Annotated in this window: 12 protein-coding genes; 3 read left to right on the top strand and 9 right to left on the bottom strand. The window is 59.3% G+C overall.

Going from position 1 to position 14,727, the window contains the following annotated elements; all coding sequences use genetic code 11:
- The first annotated feature begins 108 nt into the window (after positions 1-108).
- Positions 109-657, top strand: a complete 549-nt coding sequence (locus ACWGS8_RS31000) for a hypothetical protein (protein ID WP_454584508.1) — start codon at positions 109-111, stop codon at positions 655-657.
- A 95-nt stretch (positions 658-752) separates the two neighbouring features.
- Positions 753-1,244, top strand: a complete 492-nt coding sequence (locus tag ACWGS8_RS30995) for a thioesterase family protein (RefSeq protein WP_454584507.1) — start codon at positions 753-755, stop codon at positions 1,242-1,244.
- A 142-nt stretch (positions 1,245-1,386) separates the two neighbouring features.
- On the opposite strand, the gene ACWGS8_RS30990 is transcribed toward ACWGS8_RS30995, so the two are convergent.
- From ACWGS8_RS30990 to ACWGS8_RS30975, 4 genes are all read right to left on the bottom strand, one after another.
- A complete protein-coding gene (locus tag ACWGS8_RS30990; RefSeq protein ID WP_454584506.1) occupies positions 1,387-2,865 on the bottom strand; it encodes an NAD-dependent succinate-semialdehyde dehydrogenase in 1,479 nt (492 codons plus the stop codon).
- 2 nt (positions 2,866-2,867) lie between these two features.
- Positions 2,868-4,148 (bottom strand): 4-aminobutyrate--2-oxoglutarate transaminase, encoded by a 1,281-nt coding sequence (locus tag ACWGS8_RS30985; protein ID WP_454584505.1) that lies wholly within the window; start codon positions 4,146-4,148, stop codon positions 2,868-2,870.
- Between the two features lie 74 nt (positions 4,149-4,222).
- Entirely contained in the window at positions 4,223-5,869 is a 1,647-nt protein-coding gene (locus tag ACWGS8_RS30980; protein WP_454584504.1) for an electron transfer flavoprotein-ubiquinone oxidoreductase, read from the bottom strand.
- Between the two features lie 107 nt (positions 5,870-5,976).
- Positions 5,977-7,092 carry a nitronate monooxygenase gene (locus ACWGS8_RS30975; RefSeq protein WP_454584503.1) on the bottom strand — a complete coding sequence of 372 codons (1,116 nt, stop codon included), beginning with the start codon at positions 7,090-7,092 and terminating at the stop codon, positions 5,977-5,979.
- Positions 7,093-7,521: 429 nt separating this feature from the next.
- Here ACWGS8_RS30975 and ACWGS8_RS30970 point away from each other — a divergent pair, with 429 nt between their 5' ends.
- Entirely contained in the window at positions 7,522-8,310 is a 789-nt protein-coding gene (locus ACWGS8_RS30970; RefSeq protein ID WP_454584502.1) for an SDR family NAD(P)-dependent oxidoreductase, read from the top strand.
- 542 nt (positions 8,311-8,852) lie between these two features.
- On the opposite strand, the gene ACWGS8_RS30965 is transcribed toward ACWGS8_RS30970, so the two are convergent.
- The 5 genes from ACWGS8_RS30965 to ACWGS8_RS30945 form a co-directional block, all read right to left on the bottom strand.
- A complete protein-coding gene (locus tag ACWGS8_RS30965) occupies positions 8,853-9,332 on the bottom strand; it encodes a MaoC/PaaZ C-terminal domain-containing protein (protein ID WP_454584501.1) in 480 nt (159 codons plus the stop codon).
- Between the two features lie 331 nt (positions 9,333-9,663).
- Positions 9,664-10,383 carry a nitroreductase gene (locus ACWGS8_RS30960; protein ID WP_454584500.1) on the bottom strand — a complete coding sequence of 240 codons (720 nt, stop codon included), beginning with the start codon at positions 10,381-10,383 and terminating at the stop codon, positions 9,664-9,666.
- A gap of 164 nt (positions 10,384-10,547) precedes the next feature.
- Positions 10,548-11,708 (bottom strand): NAD(P)/FAD-dependent oxidoreductase, encoded by a 1,161-nt coding sequence (locus ACWGS8_RS30955; RefSeq protein ID WP_454584499.1) that lies wholly within the window; start codon positions 11,706-11,708, stop codon positions 10,548-10,550.
- A 36-nt stretch (positions 11,709-11,744) separates the two neighbouring features.
- Complete coding sequence (locus ACWGS8_RS30950; RefSeq protein WP_454584498.1) at positions 11,745-13,247, bottom strand: FAD-dependent oxidoreductase; 1,503 nt, start codon at positions 13,245-13,247, stop codon at positions 11,745-11,747.
- A 358-nt stretch (positions 13,248-13,605) separates the two neighbouring features.
- Positions 13,606-14,679, bottom strand: a complete 1,074-nt coding sequence (locus ACWGS8_RS30945) for a tartrate dehydrogenase (protein ID WP_454584497.1) — start codon at positions 14,677-14,679, stop codon at positions 13,606-13,608.
- Between the last annotated feature and the right edge of the window lie 48 nt (positions 14,680-14,727).

Below are 14,727 nucleotides of genomic sequence, written 5' to 3'. Positions count from 1 at the left end.
AAATTTTGCAGGCCGACTACCCTGCCCCTCCACACAATTCGTGACGAAGGCTGGGAAAGCTAAAATAGTTCAAATCGCATCGCATACCCACTAGAATAAGTTAATCCAATGTGGTATGTACACCCTACGCATCCGTTTGATGCTTGGTTAGGGATCGAGGTGATGCCGGATGATTGCCGGCTCGAACTGTACAACTCGAAGATGCTGATGAACCCGTTTGACAAAAATCTCCTTGGGACAGGCATTGCGGCTCAACGAAGCAGGCAAGAGTTGACCGTAGTCTCGATCGGCTCCAGCAGGGCCGAACAGGCGATCAAAGCGGCGCCCACCGTCCCAGCCAAGACCCGCGGCACGCGCGAGCAGCTGCCGTCTTATCCGTCCAGGCCCCGCAGATCCATGGTTCTGCAGACACGTTCGCCGCTGGTGCGGCATGCATTCCCCGGCCCTCCCAGGCCAACTCGGTTGTCGCTGAGCCCGTCTCTGCGACAACCATTTTTTTTCGATCTGTCGGCCTTGCTGTGCGACGCCATATCGTCGTGGGACCGTCCCGAATTGACCCTAGCCAAGATCATCACGGTCCGGCACCCGCCTGCGTCGATCGCCGACCGCGTGTCCGTAGCCGACCGCTTCGAGGGTCCGGGCGCCGAGGTGGCCTAAATCTGGATACAACGTGGCGGTCGTTCCCGGTCGGTGCATTCTGGCGTCTTCGTAGCATGCTCCATTCCTCTCCCATCCATGCGGGAATATGTTTGATGTCTTCGTCAGTACAGGCAGCACCTTGCCCTCTTCGACTTTGGCGCGGAGCCGTTCTACCGGAATGGCTGGACTACAATGGGCATATGACCGAACACCGATATCTCCAGGCATTCGGAGAAGCTTCGGATGCTCTCTACGAGCAGATCGGGGTTGATTTTGGGAGCGCCGACGAGGGAGCCTATTACACGATGGAGACCCACATTCGTCATCGCGCTGAGTGCAAGGTGGGGACGGAGCTTTGGACGGAAACCGAAATCCTCGCCTATGACGAAAAAAGGCTCCATCTGTGGCATTCCCTTTACAGCGCCGCGGGCATGCTACTGGCAACCGGCGAGCACCTATCAATTCACGTTCGCAGATCGAAGGTCGAACCCGCATCCGCAGCCATGCTCGAAAGGATTGGGAGGATTTTTCACAACCAGCGGAGCCTGCCGATGCCAGCGGGCACCGGATCGGTTCTGAAGAAGCCTCTTTCGTTTAGCCGCTAAAGCGCACGCTCGGCCCGGTCCTTGCTCAGGTGACTTCGACCGGTTGCAGACACCTGCGAATGCGATTTTGTCCCCAGTCTCGTAACATCGCTTGAACGGCAAGTCTGGGGCCGTGTACGAAACCGGCCGACACCTGCCGACATCAGATGCTCAGGCAAAGATACTTTATCTCGATATAGTCCTCGATGCCGTACTTGGACCCTTCGCGGCCCTGGCCGGACTGCTTGATGCCACCGAATGGCGCGACCTCGGTGGAAATGAGCCCTGTGTTTATCCCGACTATGCCGTACTCCAGTTCCTCGGCAACGCGGAAGATTTTCGAGACATCCTTCGAGTAGAAATAGGAAGCGAGACCGAATTCAGTGTTGTTGGCCATTTCGATCACTTCGTCTTCGGTGTCGAACTTGAAGAGCGGCGCAACTGGTCCGAACGTTTCTTCCCGTGCGACCTTCATGTCCGCCGTCACGCCGGTCAGGATCGTCGGCTGAAAGAAGAGGCCGCCCCTTTCATCGGGCTTACCGCCCACGGTCACGCTGGCGCCCTTGGAAAGCGCATCGATGATGTGCTCTTCGACCTTGGCAAGCGCCTTCTTGTCGATCAGCGGACCGGCAGTCACGCCGCCTTCGAAGCCGTCACCCACCTTCATCTTCCTGACCTTGGCAGCGAGCTTGTCGGCGAAGGCGTCATACACGCCCGCCTGGACATAGAGGCGGTTGGCGCAGACGCAGGTCTGGCCATTGTTACGGTATTTCGAAAGCATGGCGCCTTCCACAGCGGCGTCGATATCGGCATCGTTGAAGACGATGAAGGGCGCATTGCCGCCAAGCTCGAGGCCTAGCTTCATGATTTGATCGGCACCCTGGCGCATGAGAATCCGGCCAACTTCCGTTGAACCGGTGAAGGTCAGCTTGCGGACCTTGTCGTTCTCGGTGAATTCCTTGCCGATTGACGGCGAATCCTTCGAGACTACGACGCTGAAGATGCCAGCGGGAACGCCGGCGCGTTCAGCCAGGACGGCGAGCGCCAGCGCAGAAAGCGGCGTCTCGCCCGCGGGCTTCGAGACGATAGCGCATCCGGCAGCGATCGCCGGCGCCATTTTTCGGGCAAGCATGGCGTTGGGAAAGTTCCACGGGGTGATAGACGCGACCACGCCAACGGGCTGTTTGATGACGATTATGCGCTTGTCGCCCTGGTGGCCGGGGATGGTGTCGCCATAGACGCGTTTGGCTTCTTCGCCGAACCATTCGATGTAGGAGGCACCATAGAGTATCTCGCCCTTGGCCTCGGCGAACGGCTTGCCCATTTCCGTGGTGAGGATGGTGGCGAGATCATCGGCATTAGCAACCATGAGGTCATACAACTTGCGCAGAACCGCCGCACGCTCCTTCCCTGTCTTCTTGGCCCAGGCCTTCTGCGCGGCGTATGCAAAGTCGATAGCACGCTTGCTCTCGGCGCGATTCATGTCCGGCAGTGCCGCGATAACTTCGCCATTTGACGGGTTGGTCACGTAAAACGTATTGCCGCTGTCGCTCGTGGCTGTCCATTCGCCGCCAATCAGCGCCTTGTCAGTCGCCAGTGAAGGATCCTTCAGCCGGGAAAGAAGTGTACTCGAGACAGTCATGTTCAGGCCTCCCCGGCGCATTCGGTTAGGGTTTCGTCGAGGATGTCGAGCGCCTGCGCAAAGACATGGTCGGGTATGGTGATTGGCGCCAGGAATCGGATCGCGTTACCGTAGAGGCCGCAGGTCAGGAGAATCAGCCCTTTCTCCAAGGCCTTCTGGCGGACCTTGTTCGTGAAATCGGCATTTGGCGTCTTGGTGCCGGGAATGTTGAACTCGACCGCGTTCATGAATCCCGGACCGCGGATGTCGGCGATCTGGGGGACCGCTTCGACGAGGGACTGCAGACGCTGCTTAAGACGGTTGCCGAGGGATTCGGCGCGCTGGCAGAGCTGCTCTTGCTCGATCACGTCCAAAACCGCGTTGCCCGCGGCAATGCCGATTGGATTACCGCCATAGGTTCCGCCAAGGCCTCCCGGGCTGGGCGCGTCCATGATCTCGGCTCGGCCGGTGACTGCCGCGATCGGAAAGCCGCCGCCAAGGCCCTTGGCCATCGTGGTGATGTCGGCCTCGATACCGTAATGTTCCATGGCGAAGAGCTTGCCTGTACGGGCAAAGCCGGTCTGCACCTCGTCGGCGATGAGCAGGATGCCGTGCTTGTCAGCCAGGTCGCGCAGATTCGCCATAAAGGGACGCGGGACCTGATAGAAGCCGCCCTCGCCTTGGACCGGCTCGACGATGAAGGCTGCCACGCGATCGGGGTCGACATCGGCCTTGAAGAGCTTGTCGAGCGCTGAGAGGGCATCCGCAACCGAGCTTCCGTGCCGTTCGACGGGGAAAGGAGCGTGAAAAACATCGGGCATCATGGCACCGAAGCCGGCCTTGTAGGGGACGACCTTGCCAGTCAGCGTCATGCCCATGAAGGTGCGTCCATGGAACGCGCCGCTGAACGCGATGACAGCCGAACGATTCGTGGCAGCACGTGCGATCTTGACCGCGTTTTCGACGGCTTCCGCGCCTGTCGTTACGAAGATCGTCTTCTTCTTGAAATTGCCCGGAACCGCATTGTTCAGGCGCTCGGCAAGCCGGACGTAGTTCTCGTAGGGCACGACCTGATGGCAAGTGTGCGTGAACTGGTCGAGCTGGGCTTTCACCGCATCGATCACCTTCGGATGGCGATGACCGGTGTTGACGACGGCGATGCCGGCCGCGAAATCAATGTAGCGGCGACCCTCGACATCCCAGAGCTCGGCATTCTCAGCCCGCTCGGCATAGATTTGCGTGGTGACGCCGACGCCGCGCGAGATGGCGTCCGCCCGGCGCGAGGCTATTTCTGCATTGAGCATTTTGATATCTCCAAAATAGGTGATGCTGCCGCCGGACGGCGGCGAAACCGCTGGCACGACGCTGCGTGCGAACGCTACATATTCGGGTAGTTCGGCCCACCTCCGCCCTGGGGCGTGGTCCAGTTGATGTTCTGTAGCGGATCCTTGATGTCACACGTCTTGCAGTGGACGCAGTTCTGGAAGTTCATGACAAAGCGCGGGCCTTTGCCTTCCTCAGAGATGACTTCGTAGACGCCTGCGGGGCAATAACGTTGCGCGGGCTCCGCAAATTTCGGCAGGTTGATTGCGATCGGAAGCGAGGGGTCTTTCAGCTTCAAGTGCGCAGGCTGTGCCTCGTCATGATTGGTGAACGAGAACGCGACATTGGTCAGCCGATCGAAGCTTATCCGGCCATCCGGCCTGGGGTAGTCAATGGCCTTATGATCCTTTGCCAGTCCGGTGGATTCGGCATCGGTTTTGCCGTGGCGGAGCGTGCCAAACACAGAAAGGCCGAACGTATTGGCCCACATGTCGAGGCCGCCGCCAATGAGCGAGGCGACAAGCCCAAACTTGGACCATAATGGTTTGACGTTCCGGACCTTTCTGAGATCCTTGCCGATGGCACCGTTCCTGACCTCGGTCTCGTAGGCTGCAAGTTCGTCGCCTTGTCGGCCGCTGCGAATGGCTGCATGGGCAGCTTCGGCTGCCGCCTTGCCCGATAGCATCGCGTTGTGATTCCCTTTGATGCGGGGCACGTTGACCATTCCAGCGGAGCAGCCCAGCAACGCAACGCCTGGCGCAACCAGCTTCGGAATTGACTGCCAGCCGCCCTCGGAAATGGCGCGGGCGCCATAGGCGACGCGCTTGCCGCCCTCGAGCAGATCGGCGACCATCGGGTGATGCTTGAAGCGCTGGAATTCCATGTAAGGATAGAGAAAGGGATTCTTGTAGTTCAGGTGCACGACGAACCCGACATAGACCTGGTTGTTTTCCAGGTGATAGATGAACGAACCGCCGCCAGCATTGGATCCCAGCGGCCATCCCATCGTATGGGTGACGGTTCCCAGGCGGTGCTTGGCAGGATCAATCTCCCATATCTCCTTCATGCCGAGGCCATATTTCTGCGGGCAGTGGCCGTCGGAGAGGCAATATTTTTCAATAACCTGTTTGGAGAGCGAGCCACGGACCCCTTCACCCAGGAAGACATATTTGCCGTGAAGCTCCAGTCCCGGCTCGTAAGCCGGACCAGGTTCCCCTATCGCCGGATCCCTGCCGAATTCGCCCGCAACGACCCCTTTCACGCGGTCGCCTTCAAACACCAGCTCGGAGGCTGCCATGCCGGTGAATATCTCGACACCCAGGGCCTCGGCCTGTGCGGCCATCCAGCGACAGACATTCGCCATCGATACAATGTAGTTGCCATGATTGTTCATCAGGGGCGGCATCGGCCAGTTTGGGATGCGCAGCTGGCCCTTTGGCCCCAGAATATAGAAGTTATCCTGCTTCACCTCGACTGAGATCGGAGCCCCACGTTCACGCCAGTCAGGAATAAGGGAATCAAGCCCGCCGCAATCAAGAACCGCGCCCGAAAGGATATGCGCGCCGACCTCCGAGCCTTTCTCCAACACCACAACCGACAGGCCCGGATCAAGCTGCTTGAGACGGATGGCCGCGGACAATCCCGCAGGTCCGGCGCCGACGATGACGACGTCATATTCCATGCTTTCGCGTTCAACGGTCATTCGCTCATCCGCTGTTGTCTTTTCAGTCTTCGCGCTCATGCCAGTGCCAGGTCGCAGCGGCTGGCAGCCGCCCTTAGTGTCCCCGGCATTTTCGGCAGTCCACTGGCTCAGAAGGAAGTCACGTTCTGAAGGCTGTCCAGAGCTTCAACATACTCGTTGAGCATACGCTCGATCTCACCCTTGACGGTTGTTGGACCGGTCATGTCTCCGACAGCCTGACCGACCGAGTATGTCCAGTAGTCGAGGTTACGGCCGCGTTCGGCCCGCTTGTAAGGATAGCCATTCAGGATCGATTGCATCGGCCAGTTAAGCGGTTGGGGCGCTCCAGGCCGCTGCCACTCCTCGACATACTTGGTGTACAGCATGCGTCCCTGCTTTCCCGTCATCACTTTTGCAATTCGGGCATCTTCGGAAGCCGCGGCGAAGAGCTTTTCGCGCATTTCGACGCTCAGATCGCTTTCTGCCGTGCCCAGCCAAAGGGAACCCATCCACACGCCCTGGCAGCCAAGAGCGAGCGCGGCAAGGATATGGGAGCCGCGGGTAACCCCACCGGCGGCGAGGACGGGAATGCCTTTTGCTGCTTCCACGGTCTGTGGCCACAGCACCATGGAAGCGATGGATCCAACGCTGCCACCAGCCTCGGTTCCCTGTGCGACCAATACGTCAACGCCGACATCGCGTTGCTTAGCGGCGTGTTTGGCGCTGCCGACCAGTGCGCCAACCTTCACGCCATGCGCGTGTGCTTCCTTCACAACCCACTCCGGCGTCACGCCGAGCGCGCCGACGACGAGTTTGACAGATTTCCTGCTGAGAACAACGTCGAGCTGCTCGCGGCTCTTCTTGTTCGTCATCGACATTTTTTGAGCGTATTCAACCATGTATGCATTTCGGTCATCTTCCGCGATGTCCGCTATGCCGGCGTCATCGAGCATGTTTTTGACGAAGGCCAGGTGGCTCTTCGGGATCAGCTTGAGATACTCTTGCGGGCTCTTTTCCTCATCGCCTCCGGTGCCGGGAAACACGAGATCGACGGAAAACGGCCTGCCCTCCACGCGCTGTTCGATCCAGTCAATCGACATTTCGAGCTCTTCCGGCGTCATCCAGGCTGCCCCAAGCGAGCCCATGCCGCCAGCCTTGGTGACTTCGGCCACGACGTCGCGGCAGTGCGAGAAGGCAAAAATTGGAAGGTCGATACCGAGCTGCTTTGCCAATTCAGTTTTCATGTTTCACCTGCTGTTCGGTTGCCGCGACCAGGCTGTCGCTGCCAAGTCGGCTGTTTTTGTTCGCCAGAAAAACCACCGGCCGGCGGCCTCGGCGGTTCGCTCGAAAGCTACCAATGGGTATAATTAACATTATTATGAGTATGTTTGTAAAGAGGCGAGTTGCCTGCGGACCCAATGTGGGTGTGACGGCTTGCCATCAGTGCCAGGTTTCGCCGGTGCTCATCACCCGCAATTTTTGCGCCCTCTGACGCCATCGATGCATCAAGGCAGTTGCACAATCCAGTGAGTACTGTAATATACGGATGAGTATGAGGCGGCGATCGTTGCAGTGGCCCGGAAGGGCTTCCGCATCAGTGTCCAGTCCTTTTTGGCGTTCAGGAATGCATGCCCTCCACCCGGCGGGAATGCCACTATCAGAAGGAAGTAATTATGTTCGACTTTAAGGGAAAAGTAGTCGTCATTACGGGCGGCGAAACCGGCATTGGGAGAGCAACGGTTGAGGCTTTCGCACGTGCGGGCGCAAACGTTACGATTGCTGGCTACCTCGAAGACCAAGGCCAAGATGTCGTTACGTCTCTTGCGGGTGAGGGCATCAAGGTTGATTTTCTGAAGACCGATGTTCAACAGGAGGAATCGGTCGATGAAGTTACCGCGGCCGTGATCTCCAAGCATGGTCGTATCGACGTGCTCGTGAACAATGCCTCTATCTTTGACGGCTTTGCGGGCTGCCTCGAAACCACCAATGCCCTGTGGGAAAAGGTGATCAACACCAATTTGCGCGGCACTTTCTTCTTCTGCCGAGCGGTCCTCAAGGACATGGTCGCGCGCGGTGAAGGGCGCATCGTCAATGTCGCCTCCGTCGGAGGCATCATTGGCGGTGCCGATGGCCTTGCCTACACGACGTCGAAATTCGGCGTCATTGGTCTCACGCGCCAGATGGCGGTCGAATTCACGTCAAAGGGCATTGGCATCAACGCTGTTTGCCCAGGGATGATCCAGACCGACATGCGTACGCATTCCGCCCGCATCCTGGGGGATGACGCTCCCAACATGGCGCGAGGTGTTGGTGTCAATCCTGACGCGCTAAAACGTGTCCCAGCAGGCAAGAAAGGCGTGCCGGCCGACATTGCGAACGCGATCATGTTCGCCGCGTCACCATATGCGAGCTACATGGCGGGTCACTCGCTCGTCATCGACGCCGGCTGGACTATCCAGTAGCGGCGATGCCGTGCCAGCGCCAACCCTCCCTCATTCGTCGCATTGGCTGCCCTTAAACAGGGGCAGCCAATGCTCGTTTGCTAACGCAGACCAATTCGACCTGTTCTCGATTGTCGTACCAGCGCACGGTGCAGCGACGTCAGGCTGAACCGAACGCCTTTTTACCCTCCGTGCAGGCCTGTTGATGACGAAAACCAGAAGTCCAAAATCGGCATGGCGACACGCGAGCCACTTCCCAGCTAGGCCAAGCAGCCTCCTCAATACCTGATCAATTGACGCCAGTGCTGGCGACAATTGCGCCATTCAGTGAGATCGGAGGTTGCGCAGCTATTTCCGACCTGAAGTGCAAAGAGTCCCCACTCGTGGCAGTGTCCGACACAACGAGCGCCCTCACTATCCCCATGCAGCGACCACCAGTTTGCCAAAGAACGAATCTGATGGGCATCCTGGCCGCTCGCATGGAACCGCCCCCGTAGCGTCGGCAGCCGGTGACATTCCGCGCAGGTCAGAGCGTCAATTCTGCGGCTTTAGGAGCGGGCAGGTCAGGGCCGGCGGTGAAACATCACCTTCCACACGCCCTGCTGGCAGATCTCGTCTCTTTGGTTTCGAACTTCGACCCAAAAGTTGACGATACCGCGAGACGGATTGGAGGTAGGGCGAACGCTCTCGACGCGCTGGTAGACGTGGATGGTGTCGCCGATCCTGACCGGTGTCTTCAGGTCCCAGGTCATGCCCAAAAAGGCGATCGCCGTGCCCTCCTTCAGACCCAAGCGAAACTCGAGGCCCGTCGCAATGGCGAAAACGGCTGGCCCATGCAGAATGCGGCCGCTGAAGGGCGTGGCGCTAGCATAAATTTCATCGGTGTGAACTGGGTTGTAGTCGCCGGTCAAAGCGGCAAACATCACAATGTCGGTTTCCGTGGTCGTGCGACGCGGCGTCAACCATTCTTGCCCGACGTGAATGTCGTCGAAAAAAAGAGCGTTCGGGCCAGGGCCGAATGGCTTTGGGTTCTTGGCGTCCATTCCAACACCTTTTTCGTGCCTGGCCGAGGGTTGATCATGGTTTGGCCAAGCACACCAGTCGGTCATATCCGCGCATGCACCAGCACTAAATAATACCAGCAAGAATGCGCATTATACCAGCTGGTTTGCCATGTCAATTTGGCAGTCCCGGACCGGTGCGGCGGACTACGCGGAGGGCACACGACCGCGCCATGTGGTTCGTCAAAGTCGCCGAAAAAAGTTGCAGAGCACACCAACACGCTTGGCCGCCTGCCCTAGGCGGCAAGTGAAGCAAATACCGGTGGGCCTCACGACCGTCGTTATCCATGCCGTCAAGACGATAGCAGGCGCCTCAGCTCACAAAAGCGACCGTGTGGGAGATCGGCTCGCGCGTCGTGCGGAAGCTGTTTGCCATATGCGCCTCGTCCTCGTACCCAAAGGATACGCCGCACACAATCCGAAGCTCCTTGGCGATCGGAACGTGCTTGCGGATGATGCTGGCGTAATGCGCGATCGCGCCCTGCGGCACGGTTGCGATGCCCAGCGCGCGGGCTGCAATTAGAAAGTGCCCAAGATATATGCCGGTGTCGAAAAGGCCCCGCTCGGCAAGGTCCTCATGGACCGTCACCACGGCCAGATGAGGCGCACCGAAGAACCTGAAATTCTCCAGAGCCTGACGGCCTGATGCCGCACGGTCTCCGCGTTCGATTCCAACGGCATTGTACAATCCCCAGCCGCATTCGCGCCGGCGTTCCTGATATACCCCGGTGTACGTGGCGATCGGTGGGACGTCGGAAGACCGCTCGGCTCCGCTGGAGGCGGCCGCAAACATTTCGTCGCGGAGGGCTTCGAGGGCCGGTCCGCTCACGATGAAGAGACTGCACGGCTGGGTGTTGCAGTCCGACGGCGCCGTGCGAGCAACTTCAAGTACCTGACAGATGTCCCTCATTGGAACCGGCATGCTCTTGTACGCACGGCATGCGTACCGCTCGCGGACAACGGCAAAGAGGTTTTCAAAGGCGTCCAAGGGGTTGCTCATGTCCTGGTTCAGTTTGTCGGCAACTCGGTTCATGTAGCGGATGACCTATTGTTTAAGTTCAAGGAACCCGGACTAAGCCGAGCACGGTGGTCCATAAGGCCGGAGCGGCACGCGTGCCGCTTACAAACAGGTTCTGCTGTCCGCTTTCATGCCCTATCACGCATCATTGGCGGTTCGCGACCCGGCCAGCCGGCGAGTTAGGTGTTGTAGTTGCCTGCCTGCCAACCGCGGGCTTGACGCCAACCGGATGCGAGACCTGCGAAACGATCGAGCGTCAGCGCCTCGATGGGAGCGTTGGTCTCCCCTGTCAGCGCCAACTCGGTCAAGACAACGCCGATCGCGGGCGCCATCCCAAAGCCGTGGCCTCCACCACTCGCGGCCAGCAGCCCCGAAGGGCTGTCGAACTTGTGGATGAGGACCATTTGATCGGGTGTCACGTCGACGATACCACCCCAGGTCCGCAACATCTGGGCCCCACCCAGCATCGGAAACGCCTCGACGGCGCGCCTGGCGATATTCCGGATAATGGGGGTAATCGGTTTGGCCGGCTCGCGGTCCGCCTCGAGGTCGACCCATTCATAGGGTCCACCCTGGATGTGGAAATTTCCGCGCTTGGTCTGTCGGATGGATATGCCCCTGCCGACGAAACACAGGTCGAACATCGGAGGAAGCGGCGTGGTCACCAAGGACTCCACCCGCACCGGCGCAACCGGATACACAATGCCAAGCTTCTCCATCAGGTTGGCATTGTAGCCGCCCGCGCACAGGATGACCCGATCGGCATGCATCACGCCTGCCGAAGTCTGCACGCCCGTGATCCTGCCCGCCTCCTCGAGAAGGGAATAAACTGGCGTGTCCTGAAGGATGACACCGCCGAGATCTTCAAATGCCCAAGCAAACGCTTGCGACGCCCGCTGTGGATTGGCATGGCCTGATCGGGGTGTGTAGATGGCAGCGACCGCTTCCTTTGAAACGATCGGCACCAGGTCGCGACATTGCGCGCCGTCGACGAACCTGAAGTCGATGTTGGTCTTCTGAAAGCTTGCATACTTGGTCTTGAGAGCGACCAGCTCTTTATCCGAGAAGGCGACCCAGATACGGCCCTTCTGCGTCCACTCCGTGGGGTAACCCAATTCGTCGTCAAGCGTCGGCCAAATCTGTTCGGCCATCTGCGCAAGCCGCGACTCGGCGGGTGTCTCGCCGCGCAAGCTTAGGAACCCCATGGCCCTGGAGGAGGCCTCGTACGCGATGGATCCTTTGTCCAACACGACAACACGCGCGCCGGTCTGCTGCATTCGATACGCTATGGAGAGCCCCAACAGTCCAGCGCCGACGATAATCGTGTCAAATTTGCTCATTGATGAAGCTCCATGGCCTCCTGCTCATCGATCGCATTATTGCCCCGAATGGACCCAATAGGGCCAGTTTTCACGCAGATCTTCCGTTTCGTCATCGGCGACGATCAGGGACATATCCACCGGCCGGACGGGGAAGCGATACGTGGCTGGCTTCACCGCTTTCAAAGCCACACCGAAGCGCTGGTTCAACAGGAATACCGCCTCATCGCGGCAACGCTTGCCCTGGCAGTGGCCCATACCGACGCGGGTCAATCGTTTCAGTTGATCCTGGTTGATGGTGGCGCCGTTCTCGCCCTGGCGAACGAGCGATTTGGGACTTCGCAGCGATGATTTCAGATAGCGCGGAGGCTGAAGGGTGAGAAACTCGGATCGCGTCACACCTTCACACTGGCAAATGATCACGTCGTTGTCGCCGAGTTCGTTCAGCTTGGACACCCACGTGGTGATGTATTCCGCGGCGTGGTGCTGCGGTGTTTCGACATTGCGGGCGGTTGCTGCCCGATCGACGGGCGCGTCGCTTATCGCCTCAAGGATGGTCTGGATCTGTCCATCCTGATTGTTGAACTTCGAAAGCCAATAGATGTCGGCAAGGCTCGTTTCCAGCCCCTCCGTAACCGATGGAACCCAGGTTCCCTGGTCATCTGAGAAAGTCAGATCGCACCCGGCTGCGGCGGCCAACTCGATGTTTGGCAAAACTGCGATCGCTACGCATATGGAATCGCACTTGACTTCGACTTCGAGCGATTCCGGGCTCGTCGAAACCAGGTAGGCACCGACGACCGAACTGCTTCCCAGGGCGCGCGCGATAATGGTTTCGTAGAAGACCCCGATCCCTTGGGACTCCAGCCACGCCGCATCATCGCGGCTCGACTGGAACGTTGCGGTAGGCTCGACGAGGCCGACCACATCGACGCCCCGGGACCGAGCCTGACGGGCAAAGTCGACGGCAAGTGGGCTCGAGCCCAGAACCACCGTCCTGGTCGCCTCGAAGGTTTGATAGGCACTCAGGAGTTTCGTTCCTGCCTTGCCGCCGAATATGCCAGGCAGGTCCCAGCCAGCAAACGAAGGGACAAAATCGCGGGACCCTGTCGCAAGAATGAGATGGTCGTACTCGATCATATCATTGCCCTCCGTTGAGACGACAGCGACCTTTGCGCTCCCGACGTTCTGGGCATTGGGGCCGTTGCGGAAGATTGCCCAGGCTATGGTGGCGACCTTTACGTCGATCTCGGCATCGACACACTCGAGAAGAAGATCGTTGGACGCCAGGACATTGTCGAAGTTGGCGCTGTCGTCCGCGAGAGCAGCCGGCAACCCCGAGCCATAATAATAGGGCGCATCGAACGACATGTTCTTTATAGCCTGGGGGTGTTCGTCGATCAGCGTGACCTCAAAGCCCGCAGCGCGCGCAAGCAATGCAAACTCGCAGCCGAGCGCGCTTGCTCCTACAACGACGACACGCTTGCCGTTCATATCAACTTCCTTCCGTACAGCATGAACCAGGTACCCATAGGCGACCCGCCCTGCATCGTCACTCATCCCGCGCTCAACGCGGCGCGAGCTTCCCGCAGAACATCCCGTCGAGGGCATACTTGGCCCTGCGGTGGCGTACCGCGCCGCCCGGCAATCGGATGCCCCGACCACGCGGTGTCTTCATCGCGGAGGTCGGCCGCCGCTGGGAATAGCACACCCTTCAGCGTCTCGAGCACCTGTGATGAGCCTGGATCAGGCCCCGCCACACCCAACCTCATCAACAAGCCGCAAACATACGCACAAGTCTAAGGATTTGTCTAGCCAGTTCGATATGCAAACTGCAGCGCCATCGGGCCTCGACGAGAGGCCGAGGCGTTCGGCGCCGTGAGAAGCCGGGCCCAGGCACAACCAGCAACACGGCAGGTCACCTGTTCGACCCAGTGATCGCGTCGATGACGGCATCCGTCACTTCCTGGGTGGAGGCGGTCCCGCCCACATCGGGAGTGAGGATCCCCGCAGCTGTCACGAGCTCGACAGCATGCATGAGGCGAGCCGCCGCATCCTGCTCGCCCAGGTATTCCAGCATCTGCGCCGCTGTCCAGAAGGTGGCAACCGGATTTGCCTTGCCCGTGCCGGCAATATCGAAGGCCGACCCGTGGATGGGCTCGAACATTGACGGATACCGGCGCTCAGGATCGATGTTGGCTGTGGGCGCGACGCCGATGCTGCCTGCGAGCGCCCCAGCCAGGTCGGATAGGATGTCGGCATGAAGATTGGTGGCGACGATCGTGTCGAGGCTTCGGGGGTTCAGGGTCATTCGCACGGTCATTGCATCGACCAGCATCTTGTCCCACTTGACGTCAGGGTACTCGACGGCCACCTCAGCGGCTATCTCGTCCCAAAGGACCATGCCATGCCGCTGTGCATTTGACTTGGTGACGACCGTAAGGAACTTCCGTGGCCGCGACCGCGCCAGCGTGAACGCGTATCGCATGATGCGTGTGACGGCGGCCCGGGTGAAAATCGATACCTCCGTGGCAACCTCTTCAGGACGGTTTCTATGTGACCGGCCGCCCTGGCCGGAGTATTCACCCTCGGAGTTTTCCCGCACGATCACCCAGTCGAGATCTCCCGGCCCTACGTCGCGCAGCGGCGAATTAATCCCGCGAAGGATCTTGGTGGGGCGGACGTTGGCGTACTGATCGAAGCTTTGGCAGATACGCAGACGCAGGCCCCACAGCGTTATGTGATCAGGCACGTCGGGTGCTCCGACGGCGCCGAAATAGATTGCGTCGAAACGCTTGAGGCGCTCGAGTCCGTCATCGGGCATCATGATGCCGTTCTTCTTGTAGTAGTCCGACCCCCAATCGAATGTTTCGATGTTGAATTTGACGTCGCCGAGGCGCTTCTGGAGGCTTTCAAGAACTCTGATGCCTGCCGATATGACCTCGGGTCCTATGCCGTCCGCTGGGATTGCGGCAATCGAGTACTCTCGCATGGTTCTGCCTTCTTCGCTTCTACAAATGGATTTCTGCCTCACGGCGCA

It is taken from the genome of Mesorhizobium sp. 43Arga, from assembly GCF_053714255.1.
Note: the sequence above shows the minus strand (reverse complement) of the source record. Positions and strands in the feature narration are given on the sequence as shown.

Coding starts and splice junctions, on each gene's coding strand:
- ACWGS8_RS31000 (WP_454584508.1), top strand. CDS start 109: ATGTGGTATGTACACCCTACGCATCCGTTTGATGCTTGGTTAGGGATC.
- ACWGS8_RS30995 (WP_454584507.1), top strand. CDS start 753: ATGTCTTCGTCAGTACAGGCAGCACCTTGCCCTCTTCGACTTTGGCGC.
- ACWGS8_RS30990 (WP_454584506.1), bottom strand. CDS start 2,865: ATGACTGTCTCGAGTACACTTCTTTCCCGGCTGAAGGATCCTTCACTG.
- ACWGS8_RS30985 (WP_454584505.1), bottom strand. CDS start 4,148: ATGCTCAATGCAGAAATAGCCTCGCGCCGGGCGGACGCCATCTCGCGC.
- ACWGS8_RS30980 (WP_454584504.1), bottom strand. CDS start 5,869: ATGACCGTTGAACGCGAAAGCATGGAATATGACGTCGTCATCGTCGGC.
- ACWGS8_RS30975 (WP_454584503.1), bottom strand. CDS start 7,092: ATGAAAACTGAATTGGCAAAGCAGCTCGGTATCGACCTTCCAATTTTT.
- ACWGS8_RS30970 (WP_454584502.1), top strand. CDS start 7,522: ATGTTCGACTTTAAGGGAAAAGTAGTCGTCATTACGGGCGGCGAAACC.
- ACWGS8_RS30965 (WP_454584501.1), bottom strand. CDS start 9,332: ATGGACGCCAAGAACCCAAAGCCATTCGGCCCTGGCCCGAACGCTCTT.
- ACWGS8_RS30960 (WP_454584500.1), bottom strand. CDS start 10,383: ATGAACCGAGTTGCCGACAAACTGAACCAGGACATGAGCAACCCCTTG.
- ACWGS8_RS30955 (WP_454584499.1), bottom strand. CDS start 11,708: ATGAGCAAATTTGACACGATTATCGTCGGCGCTGGACTGTTGGGGCTC.
- ACWGS8_RS30950 (WP_454584498.1), bottom strand. CDS start 13,247: ATGAGTGACGATGCAGGGCGGGTCGCCTATGGGTACCTGGTTCATGCT.
- ACWGS8_RS30945 (WP_454584497.1), bottom strand. CDS start 14,679: ATGCGAGAGTACTCGATTGCCGCAATCCCAGCGGACGGCATAGGACCC.